The 16,770-nt window shown below is 61.4% G+C and carries 15 protein-coding genes; 11 read left to right on the top strand and 4 right to left on the bottom strand.

Annotation, left to right across the window (positions count from 1 at the left end; all coding sequences use genetic code 11):
• Positions 1-208 precede the first annotated feature (208 nt).
• The 3 genes from K1X71_00410 to K1X71_00400 are packed head-to-tail and all read left to right on the top strand — an operon-like array spanning position 209 to position 1,217.
• On the top strand, positions 209-451 hold the full coding sequence (locus K1X71_00410; GenBank protein ID MBX7071578.1) for a hypothetical protein: 243 nt from the start codon (positions 209-211) through the stop codon (positions 449-451).
• A complete protein-coding gene (locus tag K1X71_00405) occupies positions 448-648 on the top strand; it encodes a hypothetical protein (GenBank protein MBX7071577.1) in 201 nt (66 codons plus the stop codon). The genes K1X71_00410 and K1X71_00405 overlap by 4 nt, the downstream gene beginning before the upstream one ends.
• Positions 645-1,217, top strand: coding sequence for a hypothetical protein (locus K1X71_00400; GenBank protein MBX7071576.1), 573 nt, complete (start codon positions 645-647; stop codon positions 1,215-1,217). Before K1X71_00405 ends, K1X71_00400 begins: the two co-directional genes overlap by 4 nt.
• 170 nt (positions 1,218-1,387) lie before the next feature.
• On the opposite strand, the gene K1X71_00395 is transcribed toward K1X71_00400, so the two are convergent.
• The gene (locus K1X71_00395) at positions 1,388-2,437 is read right to left on the bottom strand and encodes a peptidyl-alpha-hydroxyglycine alpha-amidating lyase family protein (GenBank protein ID MBX7071575.1); all 1,050 of its coding nucleotides are present in this window, start codon (positions 2,435-2,437) and stop codon (positions 1,388-1,390) included.
• Between the two features lie 96 nt (positions 2,438-2,533).
• Here K1X71_00395 and K1X71_00390 point away from each other — a divergent pair, with 96 nt between their 5' ends.
• The 3 genes from K1X71_00390 (at position 2,534) to K1X71_00380 (ending at position 6,593) form a co-directional block, all read left to right on the top strand.
• The gene (locus K1X71_00390) at positions 2,534-3,226 is read left to right on the top strand and encodes a hypothetical protein (protein MBX7071574.1); all 693 of its coding nucleotides are present in this window, start codon (positions 2,534-2,536) and stop codon (positions 3,224-3,226) included.
• 800 nt (positions 3,227-4,026) lie between these two features.
• Positions 4,027-4,932: a hypothetical protein gene (locus tag K1X71_00385; GenBank protein MBX7071573.1), complete on the top strand. Its 906-nt coding sequence runs from the start codon at positions 4,027-4,029 to the stop codon at positions 4,930-4,932.
• A complete protein-coding gene (locus K1X71_00380; protein MBX7071572.1) occupies positions 4,932-6,593 on the top strand; it encodes a Gfo/Idh/MocA family oxidoreductase in 1,662 nt (553 codons plus the stop codon). The genes K1X71_00385 and K1X71_00380 overlap by 1 nt, the downstream gene beginning before the upstream one ends.
• 17 nt (positions 6,594-6,610) lie before the next feature.
• On the opposite strand, the gene K1X71_00375 is transcribed toward K1X71_00380, so the two are convergent.
• From K1X71_00375 to K1X71_00365, 3 genes are read right to left on the bottom strand one after another with little or no spacing between them, the layout of a single operon-like run.
• The gene (locus K1X71_00375) at positions 6,611-7,801 is read right to left on the bottom strand and encodes an HlyD family efflux transporter periplasmic adaptor subunit (protein ID MBX7071571.1); all 1,191 of its coding nucleotides are present in this window, start codon (positions 7,799-7,801) and stop codon (positions 6,611-6,613) included.
• 21 nt (positions 7,802-7,822) lie between these two features.
• Positions 7,823-10,186, bottom strand: coding sequence for an FtsX-like permease family protein (locus tag K1X71_00370; protein ID MBX7071570.1), 2,364 nt, complete (start codon positions 10,184-10,186; stop codon positions 7,823-7,825).
• A 6-nt stretch (positions 10,187-10,192) separates the two neighbouring features.
• Positions 10,193-10,945 (bottom strand): ABC transporter ATP-binding protein, encoded by a 753-nt coding sequence (locus tag K1X71_00365; GenBank protein ID MBX7071569.1) that lies wholly within the window; start codon positions 10,943-10,945, stop codon positions 10,193-10,195.
• A 189-nt stretch (positions 10,946-11,134) separates the two neighbouring features.
• Here K1X71_00365 and K1X71_00360 point away from each other — a divergent pair, with 189 nt between their 5' ends.
• The 5 genes from K1X71_00360 to K1X71_00340 all read left to right on the top strand — a co-directional run bounded on the left by K1X71_00360 (position 11,135) and on the right by K1X71_00340 (position 16,762).
• Positions 11,135-11,557, top strand: coding sequence for a ferredoxin (locus K1X71_00360; GenBank protein ID MBX7071568.1), 423 nt, complete (start codon positions 11,135-11,137; stop codon positions 11,555-11,557).
• A gap of 131 nt (positions 11,558-11,688) precedes the next feature.
• The gene (locus K1X71_00355) at positions 11,689-12,681 is read left to right on the top strand and encodes an NAD-dependent epimerase/dehydratase family protein (GenBank protein ID MBX7071567.1); all 993 of its coding nucleotides are present in this window, start codon (positions 11,689-11,691) and stop codon (positions 12,679-12,681) included.
• Between the two features lie 77 nt (positions 12,682-12,758).
• Positions 12,759-13,775, top strand: a complete 1,017-nt coding sequence (locus K1X71_00350; protein ID MBX7071566.1) for a threonylcarbamoyl-AMP synthase — start codon at positions 12,759-12,761, stop codon at positions 13,773-13,775.
• Between the two features lie 61 nt (positions 13,776-13,836).
• Complete coding sequence (locus K1X71_00345; GenBank protein MBX7071565.1) at positions 13,837-15,045, top strand: class I SAM-dependent rRNA methyltransferase; 1,209 nt, start codon at positions 13,837-13,839, stop codon at positions 15,043-15,045.
• Between the two features lie 85 nt (positions 15,046-15,130).
• Positions 15,131-16,762 carry a long-chain fatty acid--CoA ligase gene (locus tag K1X71_00340; protein MBX7071564.1) on the top strand — a complete coding sequence of 544 codons (1,632 nt, stop codon included), beginning with the start codon at positions 15,131-15,133 and terminating at the stop codon, positions 16,760-16,762.
• Positions 16,763-16,770 lie beyond the last annotated feature (8 nt).

Below are 16,770 nucleotides of genomic sequence, written 5' to 3'. Positions count from 1 at the left end.
CGCCGACCGCCAAACAACCAAGCATCGCGCGGTGCTGCCCGGTTTGACTTGGCTGACCGCGAGCCTTAATTTGCCGTGAGCCTACTCTGCTTTGCCAACGTCAAGGGCGCTGGAGTTTGATCCGTCATCAGGCACGTTCCATGAATAGGACTCGGCCTATCGTCAGCGGTGGGCGATGCGATGGATTTCCGTAGACCGAGGTGCTGAAATGGAGCGTCAGTTTGCCCGCCCTGCCTTTACCGACGGACAATTGGAAATCCGTATTGACAAGGTCGAGGCGTCGATCTACGGAAGGCCCGCCGGCCTGCTCGCGCTCGCCAATATTAGCGACGAGTTAGCCGCGAGTGCGTTGGGTTGCGACCGAGCAGCCCACGTCTATCTGGAGGATCACACGTTGCTGACCCGTGGCGTAGTGAGCGCCGCCGTTCCCGTTTTTGAGGCGCCGCAATGACCCCTGAAGCCGCGCTGGCAAGGCAAATCGAGTTGTATCGCGCGATGACCGGCGAACAGCGACTCCGGATCGCGCTCGACCTGCACGAATTCGCCTGTAACGTCGCGCGGGCCGGAATCCGCCGACAATTCCCCGACGCCGACGATGCCGAAGTAGAACGAGAATTGCGTCGTCGCATTGAGCTCAGCCGCGCATGAGAAGCGAAGCCGATTTCCTAATCGAAGTGGTTGAGCGACTCGATCAAACAGGGATGGCCTACATGTTGACTGGCTCGATGGCCAGCAATTATTGGGGCATTCCGCGCACGACGCACGACCTCGATTTTGTGTTGGTCTTGGATCTCGCCAGCGTCGAGCGGTTCGTGTTGGCATTCGAGCCCGGGTTTTTTGTGCAATCGCAATCGGTGCGCGCCGCGCTTCGTCCACCGCATCAGTTCAACGTGCTGGACGAGCAATCCGCGTTGAAGGCGGATTTCTGGGTTTTGCGCGACAATTCCTACGAACAGGCCGCCTTCGCTCGCCGCGTAGTGGTCGATCTATTCGGCAGGCGAGCGCCTCTGGCCACCGCCGAGGACCTCATCTTGCATAAGTTGTACTGGAACCAGATCACGCCGTCGGACCGCCAGCTACAAGACGCCGCCGGCGTCTTTGCCGTGCAAGCAGGGGCGCTGGACTTGGCCTATATGCGTCAATGGGTGGGTACGCTTGGCGTGAAACAGCAACTTGACGAACTGCTGTCAGGTAAGCTCAAACCCAAGTCGACCTAACTTGGCAAACAGCGCGAGCGCTCCCGCTCGCGGGGACTTCATCTTAACCCACCGGTGGGAAGAACCCCAAATCGGTCATGCCGCGTCGCGACAAGTGAGGGACAAACCGCCTCCCTCACACAAACCGACATGCTCACGGAGAGGCATTGCGGTGGGTTGTCGCCCTTGCATTATCGCTTCGACACCGGTACGAATTTCTGCGCCCGCTCTCCGTAAATGTCGCCGACGTACACGTTGCCCCGCGAATCTTGCGCGATGCAATGCGCGCCGACCGTCTCGCCCGGCTTGATTCTTGAGGTATCGGGCTGGTCCTTGTTCGCGCCGATGTCCCCCAGCGGTAGCGTCCAAGTTTGCATCGCGCGGCCGTTGCTCGCGAAGCGCATCAGCAACTGGTCCTTGTATTCGGGATATACCCCGTGCCGATACCACCAATGCGGCGACGACCCGCAGACCCACAGCTCGTTGTCGCGCGTCATGCTCAGCCCCCACGGCATCAGCACGTTCGACCATTGGTCGAGAAACTTGCCGTCCTGGTTGAACAGTTGAATGCGGCCGCTGTTGCGATCGGCGATGTAGAGCACGCCGCTGGCGTCGACGACAATGGCGTGCGGCAACACAAACTGCCCCGGCCCGCCGCCGGCCGTGCCGAATGTCTTGACGAATTTGCCCTCCTTGGTGAAGTGGACAATGCGGCGATTGCCGTACCCATCGCTGACAAAGATATCGCCCGACGGAGTGATCGCCATGTCAGTGGGCATGTTGAAGTGCCGCTCGTCCTCCCCCTTTTCGCCGCGCACTCCGAGTGTCAGCAGCAGTTGTCCTTCTGGCGTGAACTTCTGCACAACGTGAAATCCAAAATCAGCGACCCACACGTTGCCTTCGTGGTCAATGCGCAGTTGATGGGGGTTCAGAAACAGGCCTCGCCCCCAGGTACGCACAAAATCGCCGGCCGCCGTGTAGACCTGGACCGGATCATCGCTCTTGCGAAACAACCACACGCGATCCTCAGCGTCGATCGCCAAGCCCGAAACCCATCCCTTGCCGCTGACCTCGTTTGGCCGCTGGGGCCAATTGGGATCGACGTCGTACACCGTCACCACCGGATCATCGGCGTCCTGCCCACGGGCGGCATTGGTCGCAACCGCCGTGAAGATCACTCCTACAAGCGCCGCCGTCCACAATCCCAGCCGCGATGCTCGCGAATAATTCGCGTCGATCATGGAAAGAACCTCCGTCGTACCGCCAATAGTTTGCTTCGAATGGATTGGGGATTGTCGCTGGTGGGGTTAGCATACCCCTGACATTCCAGGATTCCCATGATTCCGCAGCAAAGCGACCCTCCGGGCGCCGAACCGCTCGCCGCTCCGCGGCGCTGGCGCCCGTTTGTTCTGCACCCTTTTAGTATCGCGTTCGTTGTGCTCTTGGCGGTGGTGGTAGGAATCGTGTTCCACTACCGCCTTCATTTTCTCTGGGTGTATTCCGCGCGTCGCCTCGATCTGTACGACATCCATGCGATTGCATGCGGCGACATGCCAGAAACCTCGATACCAGACAACTGGGTGCCGTGTCACTTTGGCGGCATGGAGCTGAGCTTGCCACCCGAGCTAGCTGAGAACAAGTTGCCACCCAATGGATCAGTCGCTTCTCGATTCTCGCACGGCTTGAGTGATCTGGGCGTCGGGCCACCTGAAGATACAACCGAAATGTCTCAGTATTTTGATGCGATGTCCAAGCTGTCGCCGGCGTCGCGACGGCTCACCAGAGCAAGATTTCGATTGGCATGCTTCGAAGCAGATGCTGACAACTTTCGCTGGTCCATGACGCCTGAAGAGGTCGTGTCGCATACTTTTTACGCGACCAACAGCAAATTAATCATCCATCCAAGGGAGGGGCGTGTAGAGACTTTGTTCCGTGACGATATTGAGGGATTGCTGCATTTCTTTTCTGATAGGAGCCCATTTTCAGTGGCAAACAAACGATGGCAAATTTGGTGGATTTCTGTTTTTTAGAGATCGCCGCGCCAAGATTGACCCGAGTTGGATTCGAGCGATTTGCCAAAGCCTCAAGGTGACCAACGACCCTCCCAAGAAACTCGCTCCGGATGAACCGCGGAAGTAATTGGTCAGCGCCAATCTCGCTTCGCGTTGTCTTTCTCTCAACGGCTGGTTTTCGGAGACGGGCAGGGTTTTCAGAGTGCCCTCCGAATTGCGACCACTACCACTAGTGGCGTCGCGCCGCCCGGCCACTACATCTGCGAACGATGCGTGGCGAATCGATGCGAAATGCGGTACCCAATTCCGAAAACTCCGAAAACCCAAGCCCTCGATTCGCCAGGCGACTGCATCGCAAACTGTGGCGCAGATGCAACTTAAAAAAACAGAATCGCGATTCGCATTTGTTTTCGGACAGCCGTTTTCGGAGTCCACCCCCCCTGTATTCGCATTTTGAGCGCAATTCGATTCGCTGCTTCTCTGGCGGCCTACGGGGCCGCCTCACCTGCCCCACTGCTCACCTGATCCCTCATTCCATCAGCAGCACATTAGCGCATGCCAACCGATGGCGACCTCCCGTCTCGGCGCCTCTGCGGTAATCACATTCCCCGCAACTCCATCCGTCGCGGGCTTTTTGCTTTTTGAGCCACGCATCTGCTACGCTGCAACTGCACGGTCGGCCGTTCAACTGCTAGGTAAGCCCCTGTGACCCGGCTATAATGTGGTTCTGCCCCGAGGGGGATAGGTCGGAACTGCGATGCCCAGCGTTCCGACCTCGCCCGCCATCCATTCCGCAAGTCCTTGTCCCGAGCCCGCCTATGTTTCGCATTAGTTTGGCCGGCGTCGTGATGCTGGTGCTCCTCCGCGTCACGATCGGCTGGCACTTTCTCTACCAAGGCATTGGCAAGCTGGAGAGTGCCAACTTCAGCTCGTCCGGCTTCCTCAGCCAGGCCAAGGGGCCCCTGGCCGATCGCTTTCACGAGCTGATCCCCGACTTTTGGGGTCGCGAGCGGCTCGACGAAAAGAACGCCATTGCCCGGCTCGACGCCGATCGCGCCGCCTTGGCCCAAAAGTTCACCCTCAGCGAGTCGCAGGCGGCGCTGGCCGACCGTGTGGTGGCCGCCCGCAAGGAGCAGATCAGCGACTTTTTCGCCGAGAACAAGGACGACATTGAGACCTATTTTCACGAGTTAGAGCGATTCGAGGCCGCCAAAACGGCCCCCAATAGTGAACTCGACTTCCAGCGCAAACGTAATTGGGACAAGCAGCAAGAGTTGCAAGCCAAGCTCAAGGGCTGGGTCAAGCAGCTAGACGCCTGGCAACAAGAGGCTCGCCGCGAGCTCTCGGCTGTGGTCAACAAGACCCCCGATGTCGTCCCTTCGCTGCTCGATCGCTCCGGTTTTTCGATGGATCAGCTTGTCACCTATAGCAATATCGCCATTGGGCTCTGTCTGATCGCGGGCTTGTTCTCGCGGCTGGCGGCCTTTGGCGGCGCGCTCTTTTTGTTGTCGATTGTGCTGGCTCAGCCCGAACTGCCAGGGCTTTACCCCCCTGCCCCGCCGGCGGCCGGCCGATCGCTGATCGTGAACAAAGAATTCGTGGAGATGATGGCCCTGTTCGCGCTGGCGGCGCTTCCCGTCGGTCGTTGGGGCGGGCTTGACTTTTTCATCCATCATCTCGTGACGCGTCCACTATTTGGCAAGCGTGAGCAAGGGTTGTCCTGATGCGAAATCTCACACCAGAAGAAGTCACAGTCGGCAAAGGCAACTTCCACTCCGCCATCGGCAGCGATCTGACGCGCCGCGAGTTTCTGCAAGGGACCATCGCGGCCGGCGTTGTCTCCGGCGCGGGGCTCGGCGCCGCCTACTTCGGCTATCAGCAAATCACCGGCGACCCGGTCCGCGTGGGCGTCATCGGCACAGGCGACGAAGGCAGCGTGCTCATTGGCGCCCATACGCCGCAATATGTGCAGGTGATGGCGATCGCCGATATTCGACCGTTCAACATCTATCGCGCGTTTCATGGCGACGAGTCGAGCGCCTCGGCGCTCAAGGCTCGGCCGGGCCTATTGAGCAAGTACGACTGGAAGTCTGAGGACGAAGCCAAAAAGCACGTCAAGGTTTACGGCGATTACAAAGAACTGCTCAAAGACCCCGATATCGAGGCGGTGATCATCGCCCTGCCTCTCCACCTGCATGCGCCCGTCGCCATCGAGGCCATGCAGGCCGGCAAGCACGTGCTGACCGAAAAGCTCATGGCCCACAGCGTGAGCCAGTGCAAAGACATGGGACGCGTCTCGCGGCAGACCGGCAAGCTGCTCGCCACCGGCCACCAACGCCACTACAGCATTCTGTACGACAACGCCAAAGACTTGATCCATCGCGGGTTGATCGGCGATCTGCATCACATTCGCGCCCAGTGGCATCGCGGCAATCTGCCCGGCAAAGATAGCTGGCAACAACCGCTGCCGGAACAACTGACCAAGGATCTCGCCAAGCTCAACGAGCAACTGGCCTCCGCCAAGCCGGGCGACATGGAAAAGCTGATGACGAAAAAGCGCATCCTGGAACAGCAGGTCAAAGACGCCGATGTCGATGCCGCCAAGCACGGCTACCAGCAAACCACCCGGCCCAGCGGCTACGTCTGCTCCCCGCTCGAAGAGTTGATTCGCTGGCGGCTTTGGAACCGCACGGGCGGCGGACTGATGGCCGAACTCGGCAGCCATCAACTCGACGCGTCGAGCATCTTCATCAGCGCCATGAACGAAAAGGGCGAAAAGGTGCAGCCGCTGCGCGTCTCGGGCATTGGCTGTCGCAACGTCTTTCCCGACGATCGCGATATCGACGACCATGTCCATTGCATGTTCGAGTTCCCGGCGCCCGGCTACGAGAGCGACCCCGCCAAGCGCATTGTCGTCAGCTACTCGTCAATCAACGGCAACGGCTATGGTGGCTATGGCGAGTGCGTCTTTGGCACCAAGGGCACGCTCATCCTCGAGCGCGAGCAAGAGGTGATGCTCTTCAAAGATTCGTCCACCACCACCAACATCAAGGTCGCCAAAGGCAAGGGCGGCGCGCCCACGCTCGACACTACTGATAGCGGCGGCGGCCCGGCGGCGGCGGTCGGCAAACAAGCGCTCGAAAGCGGCCCTGTCAGCCGCGGCTACACCGAGGAGATCGAGCACTGGGCCTGGTGCATTCGCAATCCGTCCGCCGAAAACCAACCCAAGTGCAAGCCCGAGGTGGCCATGGCCGACGCGATCATCGCGCTGGTCAGCAACCAGGCCATGGCCGAGCGCCGCTTGATCGAATTCAAGAAAGAGTGGTTTGACATCGCCAGCGACGAAACGCCCAACGGCGTCCCCCCGAGCGTCAAGAACGCGTAAGCGCAATCCAGCGTCAACTAGCGTTTGACGACTCGCACGCCGTCGTTGATTTTGTCGCTGGGGTGCGAAATCACCGTGTCCCCCGCCTTCAAGCCCGACAGCACCTGCGCATACAGCGCGTTGGTTTGCCCGACTTCGATCTTAGTCAGATGGGCGCGCGTGTCGTTCACGCGATACACGGCCCAATCTTCGCCCACTCGAAACAGCGCACTGGCGGGCACGCGCAGCACCTGCGGCTCTTCCCAAACGACGATCTTCGCCTCCACGCGGTAGGCGTCTCCCAGCGATTGCCGGTTCTCGTATTGGTCATCGAAGTCGATGATCACGTTCACGCGCTGCTCTTCCACCCCCAGCGCCGACACCTTGGTGAAGCCCGCCGGGTCAACACGCCGCACACGTCCTGCCAACGGACGATCGCCTCCCCAGTGCTCCAGCCACACATGGTCGCCAGGATCGATTTTCACGGCGTCGCTCGACAGCACATCGACCTCCACCTCCAACTCGCGCGGGTCGCCTAACTCAATGAGTTGCACTCCCGGCGTCACCACCGTGGCGCTCTCTTGAAGTACGCGCAGCACGGTGCCGGTGATCGGCGAGTTGATCGCCACATTGGTCGTTTCCCCCGGCGAACGGGGCCCCGGCTTGGTGCGCACCAAAGCGGCCTGGGCTTGTTCCAACTCAAACTTAGCGATCTGCACGGCAAATTCCGCCGCCTGCAAATCCTCCCGGCGGGTGCGCAGCAGCATGTCGGCGTTCTCTAGCTCTTCCAGCGTCGCTTGCTGTCGTTCGCGCAGTTTTTGGGTTCGCTGCAAGTCGTTCTGCGCAAACTCCAGCGCCACTCGGGCACGCTCCACCGCCGTGTTCGATTGTTGCACGTTTGCCTCAGACGCTTTCACGCGGGCTTCGGTCTCGGCGATCGTGCGCGAGTCCAATAGCGCCGGATCGGTCGGCTCAATCACCGCCAGCAGCGTTTCGCCCGTTTTCACGGGATCGCCCGGATCAAGCTCAATGCGTTGCAACTGTCCGCCGAGCGGCGCCGAAACAATATAGCGCTCTTTGATTCGCGTCTTGCCCTCTTCATCCACCGTGACCGTCATCGGCCCCGCGCTCACGGGCTCAAAATCGACCGGCAGCGGTTTGGGCCAAAACGCATACGCGATCGCCGCCGCGATCGCCAAGGCCACTACAATCGGAATCAGTCGTCGCATAAAGCTCGCTCTACGCCGTTTCTATTCTCGACTCTTGAGCACCGCCACCAGATCCAAATGATCCAACTTGCGCCGCACTACCAGGCCCGAGGCGATCGCCGCCGCCAGCACCACGATCACGGCAAACGCGAAGGTCTGCGGATCAATCACCAGCGGAATGCGGAACAGGTCAGTGTCCAGCCGGCTGGTCAGAAACCAGGCGAAGCCGGTGCCCAGCGCCATCCCCAACGGGATCGCCGCCAGCGTCAACACCGCCAGTTCGCCGAGCAAGATGGTCGATATCTCGCCCCGCGTGAACCCCAACACGCGCAGGCTCGCTAATTCTCGGCTGCGCTCGGCCAGCGCGATGCGGGCGCTATTGTACACCACCCCGCAAGCGATGATCGTGGCGAACGCCACGTTGAACAGTCGCATCCGCAGCATGTTCTCCGCGATGGTCTTTTTGAAGTTGTTGATCGACACTTCGCGCACGTTCACGGCCGCCACGTCCGGCGTGTGCTTGAGCGTGTCGTACAACGCATCGACCTTGGCCGCGTCGGTCATCAGATAGCCGCCGCTGATGGTCGCTCCCTCCTGCAGTAGCCGGTTGAGCGCGTGAATATCCATATAGGCGCCGGCGCCTATAAACTCCGACACGATCGCCGACACCGGCACGTGCCGCACCTGCCGATTGCCTTCCATCACCTCCACGGTCACAACGTCCCCCAGCCGCGCGTCCAAAAGCTCCGCCAGTTTGACGCCCAGCGCCAACCCCTGCTTGGGCAGATGAATCGGTTGCACGTTCTCGTCGATGGGCCGCTGCAGTTCTGCATTCGGCACGTATCCGGCAATCGCCACGCGCCGCGACCGATGTCCCAATCGCAGCCGCACCGGCACGGCCCGATAAGGTTCGGTTCGCATCACGCCCGGCAATTGCTCCAGTTCGTGCAACGCCCGCGCCGGCCGCGGTTGATAGAAAGCCACGTCCACGTCGTACCGCTGCGCGAAGTTGTATTGCACGTCGATGATGTAGTCCAAGGCGTCGATCGAAAACGACCCCAAAATCAACACGGACAGCGCCATCGAAATCCCCACCGACGACAGCGCCGACTTGATCGGCTGCCGTTCCAAGTGCCGCAAGATCATCCGCATCGAGGGGCTCAACAGCGCCGTCAGGCCCATCCGTTCCAGCAGTGTCGCGCGGAAATTCGCCGGCGGTTCCGGACGCATCGCCTCCGCGGGGGGTAGTTTTACCGCGCGGCGCACCGAGCCAATGCTGCCAATCACCGCGGCGCCGCCGCTGATGAACAAGGCCAGCATCACAATGTCCGGATTCAATTGAAACGTCAGCACCGGAAAATGATAAAAGCGAGCATAGATCCCCGTCAGCGAGCGCCCGATCCAGGTCCCCAGCGCCACCCCCAACACGTCTCCCACCACAGTGATCAGCAGCACCATCTTGATATAGTGCAGCCCGATGTCGACATTCGTATAACCAAATGCCTTAAGCGCGGCGATCTGCTCGCGCTGGGCAACGATGATCCGCGCCACGACCACATTCAACAAGAAGGCCGCCACCGACAAAAAGATGCTCGGGGCAATCAGGCTCATCGCCCGTAGTTGATCCATCTCGTTCGTCAATAACTGATGCGACACCTGATCTTTGCGCAGATAGGCGCCCGTCCCGCCGTATGGCTCGGTCAACAGGTCGAGCCGGCGCAACACTTCTTCGCCATTCGCGCCCGGCATCAGTAGCAGCGACAGGCTGTTGAACGCGCCGTCCATGTCGAACGCCGCTTCCAGCGGGCGGCGCCCCATCCAGAACACGCCAAACCGCTTGTCGTCCGGAATCAGCCCCCCCGCGCGAATCTGGTAGATGTATTCCGGAGACAGTGCGATGCCGACGATCTTGAGCATCTTTTTGCGGCGGTTGATGATCGCCGCCACCGAGTCCCCCAACTCAAACCCGTGAGCGTCGGCAAACCCCTCGCTGACCAGCACCTCCTCGCTGTGTCCGGGCTGAATATATCTGCCGCGTCGCAGATAGATGGCGTTCAGGTCGGGCTCATGCGTCTCTGGCACGGAGATCAACCGGCCTACCGCCGGCTCGGCCAAGCCCTGTACGTCAAGCGTCACATCCATCACAATTCGCGGGTCGACCCGCGACACGCCCGGTATCTCCGCGATTCGATCGGCCAACGAAAGCGGCGCTCGCTTGAGTTGAGTGAAGACGTCGGCGAAGCGAAAGCGGTCGTAATAGGTCTGCTGCGTCAATTGCAGCGACGACAGGGTGGACAGCGCCATCACAAAGGTCGCCACACCGCAGCTAATCACCAGCGAAATCGCGACCGCCTGCTCTTTCATGTTCCAAAGGTCGCGGAGCATTTTGCGATCGAGCTTGCGCATGGGCGGTCACCACTTCAACTCGTGCGGCGCAAGTTTGCGCGGATTCTCGTCGATGCCCGTGATGCGGCCATCGGCCAGATGAATCACGCGATCGGCCATGTCGGCGATCGCCTGATTGTGCGTGATCACCGCGGTGGTGGTCCCCAGTTCGCGGTTCACCCGGTCAATCACTTCCAGCACCACAATGCCGGTTTGAATATCCAACGCGCCCGTCGGCTCGTCGCACAACAGCACCGCCGGGCGCTTGGCCACCGCCCGGGCGATCGCCACCCGTTGCTGTTCCCCACCAGACATCTGCGCGGGAAAATGGTTCATCCGCTCACCCAGCCCCACCAATCGCAGCGCTTCGGCGCTGGGCATCGGGTCGCGCGAGATGTCGGTGACCAGTTCCACGTTTTCCCGCGCCGTCAGACTTGGAATCAGGTTGTAGAACTGAAACACGAATCCGACATGATTGCGGCGGTAAGCGGTCAACTCCTTGTCGTCAGCCGCGGTCAGGTCGTTGTCGTGGTACTTCACAACGCCAGAGCTTGGTACGTCGAGGCCCCCCAGGATATTGAGCAGCGTCGATTTTCCGCTCCCCGAGGGCCCCAGAAAGACCACAAACTCCCCCTCGTAGAGCATCAGATCGATGCCCCGCAAGGCATGCACATCCACTTCGCCCATGTGGTACGTCTTCGTCACGCCATACGCTTCAAAAACGGGTTGGCGTCCGTTGGCATGGGGCGTGGCGTCAATTTCCGCTGGTGTCGAGTCCATTTTGTCCAGGATATCGGCAGGGCTTTGACCGAGCGACGTATGTCGGCCAATTGAACGGCGAATTTATGCTCCGTTGGCCCAATCCTCGCCAGCCGCAGCGATTCTGCGTAAAACGCCGATTCGACCGGCAGGCTAGAATATTATGAGAGGCAGTTTATTCCTCGGGGCGACATTTGGAGGCATGCTCGGTTGTCCGCAGCCCAACCACGCAAGAAGACGCTCGCCAAGCAACAAAAGATCGCGCGCAAGCTCGGTATCGAGCGCGTCGAGCGGCATATTTTCCTCTGCTGCGACCTGCAAACCTCCAAATGCGCCGGCAAGCGGCGAATGATGCGCTCCTGGGCCTATCTTAAGAAGCGGCTCAAGGAACTTGGGCTCGAAAACCGTGGCGGCGTCTATCGCACCCGCTCCGGGTGCCTGCGTGTTTGCGCCGGCGGCCCGGTAGCGGTCGTCTATCCCGAAGGAACCTGGTACGGACAATGCGATCCTCCCGTGCTGGAACGCATCATCCAAGAGCACTTGATCGGTGGCGAGCCCGTTCGGGATTTCCTTTTCGCCGAGCGCCCTCTCTGTGCCGATGGCATCGAATCGACTAATGGTCGCGATGCCTGACGGGGGGAATGAACTCCCGCCGCCGGGTGGCTACGAAGTGCTGTTGGCCCAAATCACCCCCTTTGCGCGCGGCGGCACAACCGAGTAATCTCTAGGTACTTGGTGTTTGTACGTCCCCGGGGGGCGATTGCTTGCTTACTCTGGTCACTGGCGCCACCGGACTCGTTGGCAATAACGTCGTTCGCGCGCTCATCTCGCGCGGCGCGGCCGTGCGCGCTCTGGTCCGCTCGACGGCCGACTCGCGACCCTTCCAGGGGCTCGACCTCGAAATCGTCCAAGGCGACGTCTGCGATTCCGATGCGGTGCGCCGCGCCTGCCACGGCGTCACCCGTGTGGTTCACTCCGCAGGACGCGTCCACCTCGGGTTCAGCGGCTGGGCCGAGGCGCGAGCGGTGAATGTCGATGGCACGCGGAACGTCGCCGCCGCCGCCAGAGAAGTTGGCGCCCGTATGGTGCATGTGTCGAGCGTCGACGCGCTAGGACTCGGATCGCGGAAAAATCCCGGCGATGAAGAGCGCGCCGCCACCGGCAATGTCCCTTGCCCCTATGTGTTGACCAAACGCGATTCCGAGCGCGTGCTGTTCGACGAGGTCAAGCAAGGTCTCGACGCCGTGATCGTAAACCCTGTGTTTGTGCTGGGTCCCTGGGATTGGAAACCATCGAGCGGGCGCATGCTGCTCGAAGTTGCCCGCGGCCGCGCGTTGCTGGCGCCGCGTGGCGGCAACGATTTTTGCGATGCCCGCAATGTCGCGCAAACCATTCTCACCGCCTTGGAACGGGGCAAGACCGGCCGCCGATATATCTTGGGGGGCGAGTCGCTCTCGTATTTCGAGGCTTGGACATTGTTCGCCGAGATCACTGGCGCTCGCCCGCCGCTTGCTCGCGTCGGCCCTATTGCCCTCTGGGTGGCCGGCGCCGCCGGCAGCGCCTGGGGAAAGGTGACCGGCCGCGAGCCCGACGTGAATCTGGCCTCCATCCGCATGTCGCTGCTAGAGCACCATTTCCGCTGCGATCGCGCGCGGCAGGAGCTGGGCTACGAACCCGGCACCGCTCGCGAGGCGGCGACCGCCGCCTGGCAGTGGTTTTGTGAGCGTGGCTACGCCGATCAGTCGCTCGTGGCCTAATTATCTGCCCGCGAAAGCAGGCAACTTTTGGTAGAATCGATGGGTTCCCGCCGCCAGTATCTCCCCATCGGTTGTCCATGCCCGCCATTTGCCATGTCGTAGATGCTTGCTCGCCGGCGCCGGCCGTCGTGGCCGCTGCCGCACAAACGATTCGCGCTGGCGGGCTGGTCGCGTTTCCCACCGAAACCGTCTACGGACTAGGCGCCGACGGACTCAACCCGGTCGCCGTGTCCCACATCTTTGCTGCTAAGGGTCGGCCTTCCACAAACCCCGTCATCCTGCACGTGGCCACGGTCGAGCAAGCCCGCCAATTGGTTCTCGACTGGCCAGCTGCGGCCGACCTGCTGGCGGCGCGCTTCTGGCCGGGCCCCCTCACCTTGGTGCTACCGAGGCGATCGAATGTGCCAGGTGTCGTCACCGCCGGCGGGCCAACTGTCGCGGTGCGCATGCCGGCCCACCCTGTGGCGCAGGCTCTGGTGGCGGCGTGTGGACGTCCGTTGGCTGCGCCCAGCGCCAATCGATCGACTCGGATCTCAGCCACCACCGCCGCGCATGTCGCCAAAGAACTGGGTGACCGTATCGATATGATTCTCGACGCTGGCCCCACCAGCGCAGGCCTGGAATCGACCGTGCTCGACTTGAGCGAAGGTATCTCTCGCATTTTGCGGCCCGGACCAATAACCGCCGAACAAATCGCCGCGCTGGTTGGTCCGCTGGAACATGCCAGCAAACCTCATAAGATTGCCCGCTCTCCTGGCCAGATGCCACGCCACTACGCGCCATCGGTGCCGGTGGAACTGCTACGCTATGAAGAAACGGCCTGTTTGGCTCCAGAAACTCCAGCCGCTCACAAGATTGGCTGGCTGTCGTTCGGTTCAGTGCCTGCGCCTGCCGCGGCGACGACCATTCAAATTGTCATGCCGCCAGAACCGGCAGGCTATGCCGCGCGCTTGTACGCCGCGTTGCATGAACTGGAAGACGCCGGAGTCGAACGCATTGTCGTCAGCGCGCCGCCAAACACCCCTTGTTGGGCGGCAGTTCACGATCGTTTACGCCGCGCGGCAAGCGATCACGAAGAACCAATTACCAGCTAGCCGAGCGCCCATCCGCATGAACGCCGAAGCCGAATCGTCCACCGAGACCACCGCCCCGCTGGTGACCGCCCCAGCACGGTTTCCCACGGCCCGGGTAATACTCAAACCACGCAAAAGCAAGCCGTTCTTCGGTCGCCATCCCTGGGTGCTCGATTCAGCGATTGATCGCGTTGAAGGCGAACCCGTCGATGGCGATGCGGTCGAGCTTTTCTCCGAGAAGGAAAAGTGGATCGCGCACGGCGTGTACAACTCGCGCAGTCGACTACGAGTGCGCCTCTACACCTGGAAACCCAGCGAGTTTCTCGATCAGGATTTTTGGCGCGCTCGCATTCAGCAAGCAATTGACCTCCGTGCCAGCCTCGGTCTGATCGGGTCGGATCAGGGAACACGCCTGGTCTTCAGCGAAGGCGACGGCCTCTCGGGGCTGATCGTCGATCGCTACGGCGACTATCTGTCGATCATGGTCACCGGTCAGGCGTTCGCCATCCGCCTGCCGCAAGTCGTCGAGATACTGGTCGACTCGCTGCGCCCGCGCGGTGTCTTTGTCCGTACCGAAAAGGGGGTCGCCCAAACGGAAGGCATCTCTCTGGCCGATGGTTTGTATTCGGGCGTCGAACCCGCCGGGCCGATCTTCATCACCGAGAACGGCATTCGCTACGGCGTCGATCTGCGCACAGGACAAAAGACCGGCTTCTATCTCGACCAGCGCGACAACCGCGCCGCTGTCACGCGCTATCTGCGTGGCCGCCGTGTGCTGGACATGTTCTGCTACAGCGGCGGCTTCGCGCTCAACGCCTTGAAGCATGGCGGCGCCCGCGAGGTGCTGGCCATCGACGGCAGCGAGCGCGCCATCGCGCTGGCCGGCGCCAACGCGCAACTCAATGCAATCGCCGGCGCCCGCTTCGAAAAAGCCGACGGCTTTGAATGCCTCTCCGAATTGGTCGTGACGCGCCAACGATTTGGCGCCGTGATCCTCGATCCGCCCAAGTTCGCCCGTAGCCGACAATCAGTGGCCGATGCCCTGCGCGCTTATCATCGCCTGAACCGCCTGGGCGTCGACGTCTTGGAGCCCGGCGGAATCCTCGTCACCTGTAGTTGCTCCGGGCATGTCACGCGCGAGGATCTATTGCATATGCTCGGCGGTGTTTCACAGCAAACGGGCCGAGATATTCAAGTGCTGGAACAGCGCGGGGCCGCTCCCGACCATCCTGTGGCGGCCTCCTGTCTGGAGACGGAATATCTGAAGTGCTTGATTTGCCGCGTGCTATGAAATTCCATCGGTCGGCGAATTAGGATTCGGTCCACGCCAAGGCTAGAATTTCCCGCGAAGTTTCACGCCAGACTCGGGAGAATCCATGCAAGGTCTCATCATGGACTATCAGCTCACCGCCCCGGCGATGTTGCGCCGCACGGAGTCGCTGTTTGGTCACAAGGAAATCGTCACCCGGCGGCCCGATAAATCGCTGCACCGCTACACCTATCGCGAGATGGTCGAACGCTCAAAGCGTCTGGCCCTGGCGCTACAACAACTAGGCGTGCGGCCGGGCGATCGCGTGGCGACCTTCTGCTGGAATCACTACCAGCACCTGGAAGCCTACTTCGGCATCCCCCTTTGCGGCGGCGTGCTGCATACGCTCAACCTGCGACTACATCCCACCGACCTGGCGTATATCGCCGCGCACGCCGGCGACAAGGTTGTGATTGTTGACGAGATTCTCTGGCCGTTGTTTGAGAAGTTCCGCGGCGATGTTCCTTTCGAGCAGGTGATCGTCGTCCGCTCGACCGACGCTCCCTTGCCGGCCGGTGCGCACGACTACGAGGCCCTTTTGGCCAGCGCCAATCCAACCGACTTCCAACAGCCCGAAATTGACGAACACGCCGCCGCCGCCATGTGCTACACCTCCGGCACAACGGGCAAACCCAAAGGCGTGGTCTACTCGCACCGCGCCATCGTGCTCCACTCGCTCGGCACGACCATGGCCGATACCCACGGGGTAAGCGAACACGATTGCATCTTGCCTGTGGTGCCGATGTTCCACGCCAACGCCTGGGGATTGCCTTACAGCGCCACGCTGGTTGGCGCGAAGCAGGTCTTTCCCGGGCCGTTTCTGGAGCCAGCCAATCTGCTCGATCTCTTCGTCAGCGAGCGAGTGACCCTCACCGCCGGAGTGCCGACCATCTGGCTCGGCATCCTCCAAATCCTCGATCAGCACCCGGGCAAGTACGACCTGACGGCGCTGCGCTCCATGCTGGTTGGCGGATCGGCCGCGCCCCCCGCCATGATCCGCGGTTTCAAGCAACGGCACGGCTTGGATGTGCTGCATGCCTGGGGCATGACCGAACTCTGCCCCATGGGCACCGTCGCCGCGCTGCCCAGCGGCCTCAAGCAGGCCGATCTCGACGACCAATTGCGCTTCCGCTCCAAGCAAGGCTTGCCCGTCGCGCTAGTCGAACTGCGCGCTCGCGGCGAGAGCGGCATTGTCCCATGGGATGGCAAGTCGGTGGGCGAACTCGAAGTGCGCGGCGCCTGGGTCGCTCGCTCGTACTACAACTGCCCCGAAGGCGGCGCCTCGTTCACCGAAGATGGCTGGTTCCGCACCGGCGACATGGTGGCCATCGAACCCGATGGTTGTCTGCATTTGCAAGATCGCGCCAAAGACGTCATCAAGTCGGGCGGCGAATGGATCAGTTCGGTGGCGCTCGAGAACGCGCTGATGGGCCATCCCGCGGTGGCGGAGGCCGCGGTCATACCCGTGTGGCATCCCAAATGGGACGAGCGACCTCTGGCCGCCGTAGTGCTTAAGCCTGGCGCTTCGGCCACTGGCGACGAATTGCGCGCTTTTTTGGAACCGCAATTCGCCAAGTGGTGGCTGCCCGACGCGTTCGAGTTCATCGACGCCATCCCGCGCACCTCGGCCGGAAAGTTCTTGAAGTCCGCGTTGCGCGAACGCTTTCAAGACTACTTTCGCGCGTCGCCAGCCACTTGACCGCGACC

This window comes from Pirellulales bacterium (assembly GCA_019694455.1).
Lineage (GTDB): Bacteria > Planctomycetota > Planctomycetia > Pirellulales > JAEUIK01 > JAIBBY01.
Note: the sequence above shows the minus strand (reverse complement) of the source record. Positions and strands in the feature narration are given on the sequence as shown.